Here is a 16192-nt window from a genome sequence, read left to right as displayed (position 1 = left end):
ATTAGAATTTGAAGTGTGAGAAAGCTTTGTTAGCTTCCGCCATTTTGTGAGTATCAGATTTCTTTTTGAAAGCTGCACCTTCTTCTCTTGAAGCAGCTACAACTTCATTAGCTAATTTCAAAGCCATAGACTTATCATTTCTCTTTTTAGAGTAGCTAATTAACCATTTCATTGCCATAGAAATTTTTCTATCAGCTCTGATTGGCATAGGAATCTGGAAGTTAGCTCCACCTACTCTTCTAGAACGTACTTCTACGTGAGGCATAACGTTAGTTAATGCATCTTTCCAGATTTCTAGTGCAGTTTTTTCAGTTTCCCCTTTTTTAGTTTCTACGATATCTAGTGCATCATAGAAAATTTTGAATGCGATTGACTTCTTACCGTCAAGCATTAAGTTGTTTACGAATCTCGTTACCAATTGATCATTAAATTTCGGATCTGGTAACAACGGTCTTTTTTTCGCTTTTGTCTTTCTCATTGCTTTTGTACCTTATTTAATGATTATTTTTTCTTTCCTTTTGCAGGAGCAGCAGCTGCTTGTCCTGGTTTAGGTCTCTTAGCTCCGTACTTAGATCTTCTCTGAGTTCTTCCATTTACACCAGCTGTGTCTAATGCACCTCTTACGATGTGGTAACGTACTCCCGGTAGGTCTTTCACCCTTCCGCCTCTAACCAATACTATCGAGTGCTCTTGAAGATTATGTCCTTCGCCCGGGATATAGGCGTTAACTTCTTTACCGTTAGAAAGTCTTACCCTTGCAACTTTTCTAAGTGCAGAGTTAGGTTTCTTAGGTGTAGTTGTATATACTCTCGTACATACACCACGTCTTTGTGGACAAGAATCAAGGGCAGCCGATTTGCTCTTCTTGGCAAGCGTGGCTCTTCCTTTTCTTACTAATTGTTGAATAGTAGGCATTTAATTGCTTTTTATTTTAGGGTGCAAAAATAATAATATTTTTTTAATTGACAAGCAGTTATGAAGTTTTATTTTACAAGAAATTTTATTCATTTGTTTCCAAAACCACTGAAAACCTCCATTACTTTTATGTTATTGAATCATTTTAAGTAATAGAGGTTAGTATCAAAAAATCAAAGTTTTATTTAAAGGCATCCTTTATTATTTTTCCTTTCATGTATTGTGTAGGAACTCCTAAAAGTTCAGCCATCGTACTTGCAATATCAATTTGCTCATAATTTCCTGTGCTGATGGTAGCATTCTTTTTAAAATCTGGCCCCATCGCAAAAAACTCAATATGTCTGCATCCTGCACAATCGTCTCCATGTTCTGCAAAACCTCCGTTAGCATCTGTATGTCTGCCATGGTCATTAGAAACAATAAGTGTAGTTTTATCTTTATAAGCAGGCAGTGACTGGATATAATCCCAGATTTCTTTGATGGAAGCATCTGTTGTCTTAATTGCTTTGATGTATTCATCCCATTTATTAGCATGACCGTAAGAATCTACATCTTTAAGGTTGATGACAATAACATTCGGACTGTATTTCGCCATAACCTCTTTGGTTTTTGTTATCGTAACAAGGTCATCACGGTATCCTGATCCGTTTCCGCTCACTCCACAATCTACACTAGGCTGGAATTTTCCTTTCCAGTCTGCCAATTTACAATCATTCAAAACTTCCAGTTTATCTTTAGAAGCAATAACCCATGCTTTTGTTTTATCTGCTCCGGTGAACTTAAGCCACTGTTGCATTACAGATGGAAAGCCAGGTAATTCAGTCCCGTTATTTTTGATATTTTCATAGACACCTGAACACATGGCACTATGTCCAGGGTTTGTATTTGTATTCCCGTTGTTTTTAAAATTACTAATGAAAACACCTTGGTTCAATAAACTTACTCTATTAGGAATATTTTCTTTATTGGCTGCTTCCCAGGTTTCAGAAATACGAGGTCCGTCAACAACAAGAAGAACTACATTTTTAGTTTGATATTTGGCTTCCGGTTTTGTAGGCAGAGTTGGCGTCTGTGTTTGTGCATCTATATCGTTACTGCTGCATGACAACATGAATACTGATAAGATAGAATATAGGAAAAACTTCTTCATTGCTTTTTACTTTACTAGTATATTTCGAGTGCAAAGCTAGAAAACTCAATCTTCGGGTTCATTAACAAATTGTTATCTATTCCTTAAGAATTTAAGGAAAAATCAACAAAACGGGAAATAAATACCTTCTGAAAAGAAGACTATAACTGGTGTCTATTCTATTATCGTAACAGTAACATTCTTATTCCAATTAAATTTTTTGATGTTTTGTTTCAGTTCTTCCAGATTCTTCGTATTTATAGAATATATGGAAACTTCCAGTCTTGCGACTGTTATCTTGTCTTCAATTTTTAAAGTACCTGCTTTTTTCCAATAAGAAGGAACATAGCCCTGCATCCAGCCTTCATATACAACAGCAATATCATATTGATGATCCAGACAATATTTACTAAGAAAAATTCCAAACTTTTGGTCAAATGCTTTTTTATTTTCATTAAAATGAATTGTTTCTACAGATCCGAGACCGGCAATATCCAATAAATGAATATTTGTATAGTAACTGACCGCTCCAATATCATTAGCTACTACCTTAGAAGTATTATAAAACTGATGTAAAAATTTTGCAGACTGCACCTGCTGTTCATAAATATTCTTTCCACCATTACTCATAATAGGATGTGCAACCCAGCATTTATATAGCATAAGGAAAACATTAGCCGCAATAAACAAACTCACCAGACTCTCTTTTTTAATATAATCAGTAAAATTGAAGAACAGTTCTTTACATCTTGGTATTAATACCATACAAAAGCCTGTAAGAATATATGCTTCATATCGCAAGAGTCCTTTTAAATCAGCAAACATAGCATGACAGATCATCACCAGTGAGAATACAATTAATAAAAAGTTATCTTTCAATACTTCTTTTACTGTTTTCGTTTTAAAGTCTCTGGAAACGAACACTAAGCATAACAAAAGAGGGAAAATTCCTATTTTATAAAAACTGATATTCAGCAAAAGATTATCCAGCAAAATGACCTTAAGCTGTCCTAATATATTTGCATCAAGACTTAATTTTGTTCCTTTTACCACTACTGAATTAGGAAAGAAATAACCATCCTGCTGATAATTGCAAGCACAGAATGCTATAATAGGTATGAACCCCAACAATAAAACGAATAATGCTTCCTTCCATTTTCTGACAAAAGCAAACATAAAAGCCAAAATTACAAAGTAAAACATGCTTTCGAAACGGACTAATCCCATTAACAGCAAACTGAAATAAAAGCCAAATACAGCAAGCTTCTTATCTTTATAATGGGAAAAACAAAAAATATTAACAACAAACAGAAACACCTGGAAAACATGTTCCATCCCTGAAAGAATATTCAAAGGAAGCACAATAAAGAAAGCAGTAAAAAGTACGGCTAAAGCTGTTTTTTTAACTTCTTTAAAAACTTCAGCATAATATTCAGAAAGAACATAAAGTATTCCAATGCTAAAAATAACATTGAAATACAACGGAATCTGATCATTGTTTCCAAAAATTTTAATCAACACACTCAGCATGTAAGTAAATAATGGAGAAGAGGAAGTAGAAGAAAACTGATATTTTGTCATTCCCCATACTTCATACAATGCAAAATTCTTGGCCATGGCAAGATGAATGTAGGCATCATCCAATGGATAGATGTAGTGTCCCTCAGTTTTCAGAACAGAATTGATATAATACAACAGACAAACTGAGAAAAAAAGGATAAAAGACAGTAAGAAACTGCGCAAACCTATATTTCGGACTACTTCCATTTTAAGAATAAATATAAGATCTCAAAGATAATAAAACTTCAATAAGAGAAAACATGGTTGTTACCGTCTAATCTTATATAAAATAAGTTTGAATCCATTTAATCATGGTATCGTGTTGAAGATGCAAAAGAATAAGCAAATAAAATACTCCAGAAAAAATTAGATATGAGGATTTCATCTGATTATTATTGAATGACATAGTTCCAGAAGTATTTGCATTTAATAAGGATGTAAAAACAATAAATAATAATGTAGAATAAATATAGTTCCACCTCATCCAGTCAATTCCAAGATAATATAAAGGAGTTACCCAGAAAAGGCAGATGATATTACAACAAATATAGGTGTATAGTGATTCTCTTTTAAACATATAGATATAAAATCCTATTTGAAAAATCATTATAAGGAGTTCTATAACATGAACTAAAAAAGACAATTTATACTGAAGAACAAAATTAAAATCAAAGTAATATTCCAGATCAAAAATATTTTCTTTCTGAAAAACCACCCCCCTGCTTTTTAAAATAGATAAACTTTCTCCCTGATTAACACTTCCTCCCCAAAAATAAACGACTCCAATACATATGAAAGCAGTAATAACTAAAGACAAGATATATCTGACATTAATTTTTTTCCATTTGGAATAATGAATCCAAATCAAAAAAGGCAAGAAGAAAAATCCCAGTTCATGTATAAAAAGAAAAACTATATAAAAAAACCATAAAAGAGCATCATTGAGCTTAGATTTTTTTTCAAATGAATACCAAAGCATAATGAGAATTAATAACATCTCTCTCCTGCCTGCATTTCTTATAGTTAGTGCTGGAAATAGCAAAATGTAGGGCGAAACCATTATACATAAGTAAAAAAGATCTATTGTATACCTCCTGATGCACAAAAGTGTGCCATATAGAATCATAGAAAGACCTAAGATTTGAAAAATAAGAATTTGATATTGTAATTTCAATCCCGTCACATCCTGTATATAAAACAACACATTCCCCAAAAGGCCTCTTCTCTTGAACCCCCCATCTGTATAATTAATTAACCAGTCAGAAATAGTCCAACCCGAAACCGGGTCTTCGGCCATAAAATATAGAGCTATGAAAACACCTATATAAATTAATATAACTCCAATACTGAAATATTTCACTAGAGATTCTCTTTTATTTTCGGGAATGGTTATAGCTATATCAAAAAGCATATTGTATAATTTTTTGCTGTAAATTTTATATTTGGCAATATTAATACTTCCAAACTATTTTAAAAAATTTTCTTATAGTTATCATCTATTGATATCTCAGGATATTCGGCATGATATTTCGTAACTTTGAGATATATAAAAAATAAACTTATGAAAAACGCGAGTATTATAGGACTTAAGGAAACCGACTGCAAAAAAATAGCAGAAAAATTAAATGTACTTTTAGCCAACTATTCTGTATTTTATCAGAACACAAGAGGTTCTCACTGGAACATCAAAGGAGATCAGTTTTTTACTCTTCACCCGAAGTTTGAAGAACTTTATAATAGCTTAGTTTTAAAAATTGATGAAATTGCAGAAAGAATCCTGACATTGGGAGCCACCCCTGCACACAACTACTCTGATTATTTAAAAGTAGCCACCATCAAAGAAAGCAAGGAAGTAACTGATGGAACTAAAAGTGTTGAACAAATCCTAAATTCATTCAAAGTAGTAATTGATCTTCAGAGAGAGCTTTTAGATATTACAGATCAGGCTGGTGATGAAGGGACCAACTCTCAGATGAGCGACTACATTACCGAGCAGGAGAAAGAAGTTTGGATGTACAATTCTTATTTGGGGAAATAAACCCGTAAGATCATCAAAATATTTCAAAAAAATCGCCTTACATTTAGGCGATTTTATTTTTAATTTCTATATTTGCGTTAAAATTACACATATTATGAACGACGTAAGACTCAACTCTATTTTAGATAACGATTTCTACAAAATAACCATGCAAAATGCAGTGGTAAAACTTTTTCCTAGTTCTATTGTTAAATATGAATTCATCAACAGAGGGAAACACCATTTTCCGGAAGGTTTTGATGTTGCTTTAAGAGAAGCTGTTAATAAAATGGCTGAACTTAAACTTACTAAAGATGAAAAGAAATTCATGGCCAGAACATGTCCTTATATTGATCTTCCTTATTTGGATTTCCTGGAAGGTTACCACTATGATCCGTCTGAAGTGAAAATTCGTCAGGAAGGTGGAGATCTTTCTGTAATTGTTGAAGGACTTTGGTACAGAACGATCCTTTGGGAAGTTCCTCTGTTGGCATTAATCAGTGAGCTGCACTATGAGATGAACCACATGGAAAGAGATTCTAATGAAGTAGTGATGAGTAAAACTATTGAGAAGGCTGATTCCTTGGGCCGGCTTGGTGTAACATTTGCAGAATTCGGGACCAGAAGAAGACATTCTTATAAGGTACAAAATCTGGTAATGGAGGCTTTAACACAGAAAAAAGATTCTACCTTCATCGGAAGCTCTAATGTCCATTTTGCAATGAAGTACGGAGTGAAACCTATCGGAACTCATGCTCACGAATGGTTTATGTTCCATGCTGCCGAATATGGTTTTAAAATGGCTAATGAAATGGCTTTGGAACATTGGGTAGATGTTTACAGAGGTGATCTGGGAGTTGCTCTTTCCGACACTTACACTACGGATGTTTTCTTCCAGCAATTTGATAAAAAATTCGCTAAGCTATTTGATGGTGTACGTCACGACAGTGGTGACGCTCTGGAATTTGCAGATAAGACCATTGCCCACTATCAGAAAAATGGTATTAACCCGATGTTTAAATATATCATTTTCTCTGATGCTTTAAATCTTGAAAAAGTAGAAGAAATTACCAACTACTGCAGAGGAAAAATAGGAATTTCTTTCGGTATAGGAACCAATCTTACCAATGATGTAGGCCTAAAACCAATGAATATCGTAATGAAGCTTATCGGAGTACAAGCTCCTAATAAAGAATGGATCCCAACCGTAAAACTTTCTGATGAACATGGAAAATATACCGGCGATCCAAAAATGATAGAGCTTGCCAAGGAATTTTTAAGAATAAAAGATTAGAATTTAGATTTCAGACATAAGATGCTAGATATCAGATTTGAGATATTCACATTATAATTAACACATCTATGAAGTTAAAAATTTTTATAATTCTTACTGTTTTGATGGCCACTTTATCCTTCGCTCAGGAGAAGAAAAAAGAAAAAGTAAAATTCAATCAGGAACTGGCTACTTCACTAGGAGCAGACCAATACGGAATGAAGCCCTATACTATTGTAATGCTGACAACCGGCACTGCAAAAATTGAAGATAAAGCTAAAATGGGTTCTTTAATGAAAGGACATATGGAAAATATTGGTAAACTAGCCAACGAAGGAAAAATTGTAGTTGCTGGTCCTTTCCTGGAAAAGAATAAGGAAAATTATCGTGGTATGTTTATTTTCAATACAAAATCTAAAGAAGAAGCTGAGCAATGGGTAAAAACAGATCCCGCAGTTCAGGCAGGGGTTTTCAGTTATGAAATCTTCTCTTGGTACGGCTCTGCTGCATTACCATTGTATCTTAAACATCATGATGAAATTTCAAAAGAAAATCCTTAAATATAAAGCAAAATCCCTCAGTTGAGGGATTTTTTATGATTAGTCGATACAGATAAACGGCTTTCTTGGGGGATAGCAACAATAAGGATTACTGCAGAATGTATAGCCGGCCGGGCAGCCTCCATCTACTGGTGTTTCACAGGCTGCTGCTGCACCTCCTAAAACAGTTTTCAACTCTTTTCTGTTTAAGTTTTTTAAATTTTTCATAGTTATTTAGTTTAGTTTGAATTTCCTACTCTTTAAGATTTTCGGATCCCTCTTTATTTCTCATTAACTGAAAATAAATATACAATTATTTTTTTTAACAAATTACAATCCAAATAATTACATAACAAATCAACAATAATATCTCTTGTTTTAATGAATTAATTTAATTATTTTAGCCTACAATAAAATAATTTAAAATACTGATTATAAGTATTTTATAATCGTTATAAAAATAAAAATTAATCCCATGAAAAAAACAACCTTATCAAAACTTTCGAGAACAGAACTGAAAGAAGTATTCGGAGGGTATTTACATCTGGCAGAATGCCCCGGAGGATGCCATGGTGAAGCCATGATCAGATGTCCTGACGGATCAACCACTATGACTAATTATATATGCATGGGGGGAAGATGTGAAGTAGCCGCAATGTGCAAACCTATAGTCATAGGGCCAATTGATCCTATTGATCCAGAGCCTATTTTAATACCTTAATATTGGATACATACAGTGAGTCATTCCGGCTCACTTTTTTATTATCTTTAAATAAATAAAACCTACCATGAAAACCATTGAAGAAGTTCTGAAAAAACTTGATGAAATCATTATCTGGTGTAAAGAAAATAAAAGCCCCGCCGGATATTTTGCCTGTACTTATCGCATTATGACCGCACAGGTTTTAAAAGGAATTCAACAAAAGAAATTTGAAGACAATCCACGAATGACCATGCTGGATATCGCATTTGCACAACGCTATATTGAAGCATGGGAAAGTTACAGTAAAGGTAAAAAGTGTACCCATTCATGGTATATTGCCTTTGAAGCAACCCAAAATAATGATCTTCTGATATTACAGCATATTTTTCTTGGGATGAATGCTCATATTAATCTAGACCTTGGAATTTCTGCAGCGTCCATTGTACCCTATCGAAAAATCAATCCATTAAAAAAGGATTTTGAGAATATTAATAATGTGATTGCATCCATCAATCAGAAAGTACAGGATTCTCTGAACAAAATATGTTATCCGGTGCAACTCATCGATCAGCTTTCCAATGGGAAAGACAATGCTGTTCTGGACTTTGCGATTTCCAAAGCAAGAGAGACCTCATGGGCAACAGCTGTTATTGCATCCAATACTCCAAATTTTCTGAGAGAGCAGGTTATTAACATCGTAGATTATGCTGCAGCAAAGGTTGCTACCCAAATTTTAAATCCAAAAATTCTTACCTCTACCCTGCTTAAAGAACTTAAGAGGTGTGAAAGCAATGATATTGTAAAGAATATTGAAATCCTGGAATTAACTAAAACCACATAAACTAAAACAAAAAGGCCGGGATCTTCCTCACGGATCCCAGCCTCATAATGAACAAATAAAAAGAAACTATATGGTTTCCTTATGCTTTTTACGATAAGCATAATAGAACACAATCGGTAATATGGTAAATGAAAGCAGCATACAGATAATTAATCCGCCTACAATCATAATAGCCAAGGGTTTTTGAATTTCAGAGCCCATTCCGTTAGACATAGCTGCCGGAAGAAGCCCCATAGATCCCATCAGTGCAATCATCACTACCGGACGAATTCTGCTTTTTACCCCATCAGAAATGGATTCTTTAAGCGACATTCTGTTCTGAAGATTTTCTTTCATCACTCCAATCAGAACAATCCCATCAATAGTAGCCACTCCGAAAAGGATAATAAACCCAATTCCTGCTGAGATTCCGAAAATGGTTCCTGTAAACCAGAGAGATAAAAATCCTCCTATGAACGCAAAGGCCAATGTAATGGAAGAGATTAATGTATCTTTTACATTTCCGAAATTGAAATACAACAGCATCAGAATAAGCACCAGTGAAATAGGAACTACCATAGCCAATTGCTTGGCAGCTCTTTCTTTACTTTCAAATTCACCAGCCCAAGTCATTTTATGGCTTTTCGGAAGTTTTACTTCTTTATCCACTTTTTCTTTTGCTTCTTTAATGGTACTTCCCAGATCGCGCCCTTCAATATTGAATCCTACTCCAATGTATCTGCTGTTTCCTTCGCGATAGATGAACGATGGTCCTGTATGATAATCAATGGTTGCAATTTCTTTCAACGGAACCTTTTTATTATCCTGGGTCGGGATCAGAATATTTCCCATTTTTTCAGGAGTATCCCGGTATTCTTTTTCGAATCTCAGCATCACATCAAACATTCTTTCCTCTTCATAAAACTTGGTTGCGGCCTGTCCGCCAATCGTCATTTCAATTACCGCCTGAGCATCTGCTGTAGAAACCCCGTATTTTGCCATTTTGGAATCATGAAGCTGTATTCTGAGTTCCGGAAGCCCTATATTTTTAAAGACATTTACATCTGAAATTCCAGGAACGGTTCTGATGGAATTCGCTACCTGATTGGCATAATTTTCAAGTTGGAACAGGTCATTCCCAAATATTTTAATCACCAATGGTGCTTTCACTCCAGCCACATATTCTTCTACGTTATCCTGAATCGGCTGACTGAATCCAAAGTTGATTCCCGGATATTTTTCAAGGGAAACTCTCATTTGCTCGAGAAGTTCTTCTTTCGAGATTTTCTTCTTCCACTCATTTTCCGGTTTCAACTGAATATTAAATTCAATATTAAAGAATCCTGTAGGGTCTGTTCCATCATTGGGGCGACCGGTTTGTGTCATTACAAATTTCACTTCATCATACTTCATCAGAATATCCTTCATCTCTTTGGTTAATCGTACAGATTCATCCAGATTTACACTATTGGGGAGAGTAGCACGCACATAGATGGCTCCTTCATTCAGCTTAGGTAAGAATTCTGAACCGTAGTTTGAAAACCTCCAGCCACATAAAGCAAGTAAGGCAGCAAAACCGATCATAAACCCTTTTTTATGACGAACACTGAATTCATAAATTCTATAGATATTCACTCTGAAGAATCTGGAAATAAAGTTTTCTTTCTCCTCAATATTTTTGGTTAATAAAAGCTTACACATTGCCGGAACATAGGTTAAACTCAAGATCAATGAACCCAAAAGTGCATATCCCAATGTAAATGCTAAAGGAGAGAACATTTTTCCTTCCACTTTCTGGAAAGAGAAAATGGGCATCAAGGCAACAATCAAAATCAATAAGGCAAAGAAAATATAGCTTGCCACACTTCCTGCACTCTTCTTGATGATTCCCAGCTTGGAAATCTTATTAAACCTTCGGAGTCCAATTTTCTTGGCCTTCAATTCGAGGGCAACAAATACATGTTCAACAATAACCAATGTTCCTTCCAATAACAATCCAAAGTCTAGTGCTCCCATGGAAATAAGGTTCGCCGGAAGCCCTTGAATTTTCAACATGATAATCGCGAAAAGGAATGCCAACGGAATTACTGACGCCACGATAAACGTTGTTCTCCAATTGTACAGGAAGATGAATACAATAATGGAAACCAGAATCACCCCTTCAATCAGGTTTTTAGAAACAGTATGAACAGTTGTATTCACCAGTTCTGTACGGTCAATGATCGGAACAATCTGAACATCACCCGGCAATTCTCCGCCATTCAATTCCTCTATCCTGTCTTTAAGCCTTGCAATCACTTCACTTGGATTTTCACCACGAAGCATGATAACAATACCTTCTACTACATCATTTTCTTTATTGTATCCTACTTGTCCCAATCTCGGTTTTGCAGACACTTTAACTTCTGCAACGTGCTTCACCAAAATAGGAGTAGTACCTTTTACTTCAATCTGAATATTTTCAATATCCTCTTTTTTCTCCAAAAGACCAATCCCCCGCACTACATAAGCCTGATCTCCTTTTGCCACTACATCTCCGCCTACATTAATATTACTCTTCGAAACCGCTTCATACACATCCAGGGGGGAAAGGTCATAATTGTGTAATTCCGTAGGATTAATTTTTATTTCATATGTTTTTTCCTCACCACCGAAGCTTACCACATCTGCAACACCGGGAACTGCCAGTAATTCTCTTTCAACAACCCAATCCTGAATAGCAGTCACCTCTTTAATTGGTAACTTACTTTTAATAATATAACGATAAATTTCACCGGTAGCTCCTGATGGCGGTTCAATGTTGTACTCTGCTCCTGCAGGAAGATCTACATTACCAAGTTTATTGGAAGCATATTGCTGTGCATAGAAATCATTCACATGGTCATCAAAAATGACAGTAACCACAGATAATCCGAACAAGGAAATAGATCTTACCGAAGTTTTATTCGGAATGGCATTCATTTCCTTGGAAATTGGCAATGTGACAAACTTTTCTATCTCTTCTGCACTTCTTCCCGGCCATTGGGTAATTACTCTTACTCTTGTATTGGTTACATCCGGAAATGCTTCAATCGGAGTATGTATATAGGAATAGATACCCCCAGCCAACAACAGGAAAGTCCCTAAAAGAACAATCAATGAGTTTTTTAAAGAGAAGGAAACTATATTCTGTACAAATTTTCGCATTACTTCTTAGAGGTATTTAATTGGTTTTTCAGGTTCTGATAAATCAACAATCCATTGGAAGCAATTACATTTTCACCTTGTTTTAAATGACCTTCTACATAAATATATTGACTGTTAGAAGCAACTTCCGTTACAGGTCTTATTTCCAGCTCACAGTCTTTTTTATACACGACTACATAACTCTGATTATTATCGAAGAGCAAGGCTTTTGCAGGAATAGCCAATGCCCTTTTATTTTGTGCATTAACAGGTAAAACAACATCTGCAGACATTCCCGGTCTTAGCTTCATTCCGTGGTTATCCATAATAATTTTAGCTTTTAATACTCTTTCATTTTCATTAAAAACCTGAGAAATATTGTTGATCTTTCCTGCAAAACTATCATCCGGATACGCTAAAGTCTTCACCATTACAGGCTGATCCACATATACATGTCTCATATTGGTAGCGTACACATTCGCCATTACCCAAACCTTATCCAGATTGGAAATGGTAAAAAGCTGATCACCACCGGCAGTTACAGGCATTCCTTTAGAAATATTCTTGCTTACCACATAGCCATCTGCAGGAGCTTTAATCTGTAATGTGCTTCCACCGGCAGAATACAGCTGCATATTCTTTTGAGTTTTAGAAATATTAGATTGAAGGATTGTTACTTCAGCTCTTGCTTCCTGAAGATCTTTCTGGGAGGCAATATCATCTTTGTACATTGCTTCTACAGAGGCCAGTTTTCTTTTAGCCACAGCAAGCTGAGCCTGTAATGTCTGGGTATCATCCTGCATTTCGTTGACAGCTGTACTTTTTACAGAGGCCAAAACCTGTCCTTTTTTCACATAATCTCCAAGGGAAAAATAAGTATCAGTAACTACTCCATCCACAAGGCTTACGAAGGGAACCGTTTTATCAGAATTACTTTCCACTTCTCCAGTAAGAGTGATACTTTCTTCGATAGGAAGCATTTCAGCCTTAGCCAGCTTAATATCTTTTTTAAGTTCCTGACTGATACAATACCCTTTTTCAGCTTCGTTGGCTGGTTTCTGATCTTTGCAGCCCGTAAGGGTTACCAAAGCGGACAAATAAATAACTGCAATATATTTAGTAGTGTTCATTTTCATAAGTAGATGTTCATCTTATTTAAGGTCATTCTTAATGCCCAATTATAAATCCTGCCCTACAACATATTGCAGGTTCTCATAGTATTGATTAAGCTCTTTTTTAGTATCCAGTATGATCATTTTATTACCAATGTAGGTATCCAGAAAGTCCATGTATTCCAGCATGCTGATATTTCTGAGTCTGAAATTCTTTTCATGACTTACCAATAAACCATCTAATGTAGACTCGTAGGCTTCATCAATTTCTTCGGAAACTTCTTGGGTACGGATATAGTTTCTGAAAACAGAAACAATCTCATTCTCAGACTTCAGCTGATTTTTACGGGTTTCATTTTTACTTTTTTCAATTTCGAATTTAGCTTCCTGAATATTTCCTTTATTTCTGTCGAAGATGGGAAGGTCTACTGAAACGCCTAATCCAATAAAATCTTTCATGATGTTACCACCACGGTCATAACCAATAGAAACCGCTACATCCGGAGTTTTCATAGCGTTTTGAATTTCAAGGTTCTTAGCAGCGTGCTTCTCTTTATTTTTAGTAATCAGGATATCAGGACGGTTTTCCTTTGCTTTTTCCAGCCACTGGGTCAGTTCAATTTCTGAAAGCTGCTTTTCAGGCATGGTAAATGAATCTGAAATCACAAGATAAGAATGAGAAGGAATCATCAGTAAAGATTTCAGTTCTGCCTGCTGATCTTCTATTTCCTGCTTCAATGACACAAGCTTTTTCTTAAATTCAATTTCCTGCGCCTTTAAACGGATATACTCAGCTTTACTGATATTCCCAAGGTTTAATTGGTTATTATAAGATTTAGTTAGTTTCTCAATAGAAGCGATCTGACCCTGATAAATCTTCTGCTGTTCCTGATTATATAAAATCTCAGTAACTGAATTTCTTAAAGTCTTTTTAAGTTCACGCAATACTTCCTGCAATTCGTATTTTTCGCCCTCTACTTCAATTTTCTGTAATTCTATATTCTTTCTTCGCTTGCCTGCTGTCTGAATTACCTGTTCTATTTCGGCAGAGATCTGAGTATTCTTCCCCCAGTTTCCGATCAGCGCAGGCTGTTCTTCAATATCATAGGTTCTCCAGAGATTAACTTCACTGATACTTAATTTAGGATTAGGCCAATACTTAGCCTGAAGTGCTCTTGCTTCTGCCTGAGAAATTTCTAATTTTTGGGCAATAATATCAAGGTTATTGGCAAGAAAGATTGTTTCAGCCTCCTTTCTGCTGATCTTCAAAGTATCTGAAGTCTGCGCTGAAAAGAAACTGAAACAATGAATATAAAATAGTGTAAAAAAAATCTTCTTCAAGGTCTCTTATTTTAAGACCACAAAGCTATCCTCCTAATATTAGAGTCAATTTCGAATGAAATTAAAATTCAATTAGGTCAACATTAGAGTTTGATTAGAATAGATTGGGATAGATTTTAAAAGCTCTCTGATTTAGGAGATGACGCAGATTTTTTAACACAAATTACACTAATACTTTTCACAAATAACACCATTTTATATTACGTGAAAAATTTATCCACAATCCTCTGTGGAAATCTGTGCAATCCATGGGAGATTAAAATTTAGAAGGAAAGACAAGCAGAACATTCGTACCCACGTCTACTTTAGAATCAATTTTCAAAATAATATGATGATGATCAAAAATACTTTTAGATAAAGACAGCCCAATACCACTACCCTTGATCCCATCCACATTTTTTCCTCTGTAGAATGTATCTGCAATTTTAGCAAGATCATCTGCAGGAATTCCTTTTCCCTGATCTTTCACTTCAATATTCAATTGATCTTCATTTTCTGATAAAATGATTTCAACAGGATGGTCATAAGAATATTTTATTGCATTCTCTACAATATTATATAATGCCAGATACAAAAGCGTTTCATTACCCGGAAATTCCAGTAAAGACGGCTTTGTTACCTGAAGCTGGATCTTAATGGCGGAATTATTTTCTTTGGCTTTAACATCCAGTTTTTCATAAATCTTCCAGATCAACTCATCCACTCTTACCTGTTTATGGGAAGATTCAAGCTTTGTCATCCCGGACATCAGCAGAAGGTTGTTGAGAATATTTTCAATCTCATAGACATTATCCAGAGATTCTTTGACTACTTTTATATATTCTTCTGGAGTTCTGTCTTTTTGCGCGAATACTTCCAGATTTCCGGAAATAGCAGCTAATGGAGTTTTAAATTCGTGAGAAACATAATTGATAAAATTCTGTTGCAGCAACACATTTTCAGAGATTCTTCCCAAGAGTTTATTATAAGATTTAATCAGATCTTCAATTTCATCATTCGTATTAGTGGATGTAATAGCGGTAGAAATATTATTATAATCTACCTTATTAATCCGTTCCACCACATTCGAAATCGGTTTATACACCACCTTTGAAAGATATCGGCTTAAGAAATAAATAGCTAACAGCCCCATAATCAACACAGAAAGCATAATAATGGAAAGCCTCCATATCTGTGATTGAAATGAGTCATTAGGGGATTTTACAAAAACAACAAAGTCTCCCTGATTATCAGGGTAGAAAATACCATAATAAAACTGATTATCAGACATAAACTGAGTGTCCTTGTTATTTCTCGCAGCCTGTAAATGAAAAGGTCTAATATTTTTATCATTCAGATTTTGCCCAAACGTCACTTCATTATTCTGATTATAAACAGCTACCTGATTATTCTGGATAAGATGTTTATACTCCTGTTTAATCTGGGCGTGCCTGTCTTTGGGTAATTCGTCTTTTTCAAGATAATAAATGGCGGAAATCAGAGCTGTATTCCTAAGTTTTTCAAAATAAAAGATCTTCGTACTGTCATAATAGGCAAAAAATATCACCGCAGATGTGATGATAGAAACAATGCCGAACGAAAGGCTTGAAATAAGGGTAAATCTGTTCCGAAGAGTCAT

General features: G+C 35.0%; 15 protein-coding genes. 5 read left to right on the top strand and 10 right to left on the bottom strand.

Going from position 1 to position 16192, the window contains the following annotated elements; translation table 11 throughout:
* Nucleotide 1: 1 nt before the first annotated feature.
* The 5 genes from rpsG to J2772_RS17670 form a co-directional block, all read right to left on the bottom strand.
* Complete coding sequence (gene rpsG / locus J2772_RS17690; protein WP_034677991.1) at nt 2-478, bottom strand: 30S ribosomal protein S7; 477 nt, start codon at nt 476-478, stop codon at nt 2-4.
* 23 nt (nt 479-501) lie between these two features.
* Complete coding sequence (rpsL, locus tag J2772_RS17685; RefSeq protein WP_002983146.1) at nt 502-915, bottom strand: 30S ribosomal protein S12; 414 nt, start codon at nt 913-915, stop codon at nt 502-504.
* A 181-nt stretch (nt 916-1096) separates the two neighbouring features.
* Complete coding sequence (locus J2772_RS17680) at nt 1097-2065, bottom strand: alkaline phosphatase family protein (protein WP_209919060.1); 969 nt, start codon at nt 2063-2065, stop codon at nt 1097-1099.
* A 153-nt stretch (nt 2066-2218) separates the two neighbouring features.
* Nucleotides 2219-3811 (bottom strand): hypothetical protein, encoded by a 1593-nt coding sequence (locus J2772_RS17675; RefSeq protein ID WP_209919059.1) that lies wholly within the window; start codon nt 3809-3811, stop codon nt 2219-2221.
* 73 nt (nt 3812-3884) lie between these two features.
* Nucleotides 3885-5015: a hypothetical protein gene (locus tag J2772_RS17670; protein WP_209919058.1), complete on the bottom strand. Its 1131-nt coding sequence runs from the start codon at nt 5013-5015 to the stop codon at nt 3885-3887.
* Nucleotides 5016-5165: 150 nt separating this feature from the next.
* Between J2772_RS17670 and J2772_RS17665 the strand changes: the two genes are divergently transcribed.
* The 3 genes from J2772_RS17665 to J2772_RS17655 all read left to right on the top strand — a co-directional run bounded on the left by J2772_RS17665 (nt 5166) and on the right by J2772_RS17655 (nt 7454).
* On the top strand, nt 5166-5642 hold the full coding sequence (locus tag J2772_RS17665) for a Dps family protein (RefSeq protein ID WP_209919057.1): 477 nt from the start codon (nt 5166-5168) through the stop codon (nt 5640-5642).
* 94 nt (nt 5643-5736) lie between these two features.
* The gene (gene pncB / locus J2772_RS17660; RefSeq protein WP_089734644.1) at nt 5737-6915 is read left to right on the top strand and encodes a nicotinate phosphoribosyltransferase; all 1179 of its coding nucleotides are present in this window, start codon (nt 5737-5739) and stop codon (nt 6913-6915) included.
* A gap of 68 nt (nt 6916-6983) precedes the next feature.
* Nucleotides 6984-7454, top strand: coding sequence for a YciI family protein (locus tag J2772_RS17655; RefSeq protein WP_209919056.1), 471 nt, complete (start codon nt 6984-6986; stop codon nt 7452-7454).
* Nucleotides 7455-7493: 39 nt separating this feature from the next.
* Here the strand turns inward: J2772_RS17655 and J2772_RS17650 are convergent, their stop codons facing one another.
* Nucleotides 7494-7661: a bacteriocin-like protein gene (locus J2772_RS17650; protein WP_209919055.1), complete on the bottom strand. Its 168-nt coding sequence runs from the start codon at nt 7659-7661 to the stop codon at nt 7494-7496.
* A 247-nt stretch (nt 7662-7908) separates the two neighbouring features.
* Here J2772_RS17650 and J2772_RS17645 point away from each other — a divergent pair, with 247 nt between their 5' ends.
* Both J2772_RS17645 and J2772_RS17640 read left to right on the top strand, forming a co-directional pair.
* Nucleotides 7909-8154 carry a hypothetical protein gene (locus J2772_RS17645; RefSeq protein ID WP_209919054.1) on the top strand — a complete coding sequence of 82 codons (246 nt, stop codon included), beginning with the start codon at nt 7909-7911 and terminating at the stop codon, nt 8152-8154.
* A gap of 67 nt (nt 8155-8221) precedes the next feature.
* The gene (locus J2772_RS17640) at nt 8222-8977 is read left to right on the top strand and encodes a DUF5995 family protein (protein WP_209919051.1); all 756 of its coding nucleotides are present in this window, start codon (nt 8222-8224) and stop codon (nt 8975-8977) included.
* Nucleotides 8978-9043: 66 nt separating this feature from the next.
* Here the strand turns inward: J2772_RS17640 and J2772_RS17635 are convergent, their stop codons facing one another.
* The 4 genes from J2772_RS17635 to J2772_RS17620 all read right to left on the bottom strand — a co-directional run bounded on the left by J2772_RS17635 (nt 9044) and on the right by J2772_RS17620 (nt 16192).
* Nucleotides 9044-12142, bottom strand: a complete 3099-nt coding sequence (locus J2772_RS17635) for an efflux RND transporter permease subunit (RefSeq protein ID WP_209919049.1) — start codon at nt 12140-12142, stop codon at nt 9044-9046.
* Nucleotides 12142-13251 carry an efflux RND transporter periplasmic adaptor subunit gene (locus J2772_RS17630; RefSeq protein WP_245365258.1) on the bottom strand — a complete coding sequence of 370 codons (1110 nt, stop codon included), beginning with the start codon at nt 13249-13251 and terminating at the stop codon, nt 12142-12144. Before J2772_RS17630 ends, J2772_RS17635 begins: the two co-directional genes overlap by 1 nt.
* 48 nt (nt 13252-13299) lie before the next feature.
* Nucleotides 13300-14574 (bottom strand): TolC family protein, encoded by a 1275-nt coding sequence (locus J2772_RS17625; protein ID WP_209919043.1) that lies wholly within the window; start codon nt 14572-14574, stop codon nt 13300-13302.
* Nucleotides 14575-14830: 256 nt separating this feature from the next.
* Complete coding sequence (locus tag J2772_RS17620; RefSeq protein WP_209919041.1) at nt 14831-16192, bottom strand: sensor histidine kinase; 1362 nt, start codon at nt 16190-16192, stop codon at nt 14831-14833.

This window comes from Chryseobacterium jejuense, from assembly GCF_017877355.1.
GTDB lineage: Bacteria > Bacteroidota > Bacteroidia > Flavobacteriales > Weeksellaceae > Chryseobacterium > Chryseobacterium jejuense_A.
Note: the sequence above shows the minus strand (reverse complement) of the source record. Positions and strands in the feature narration are given on the sequence as shown.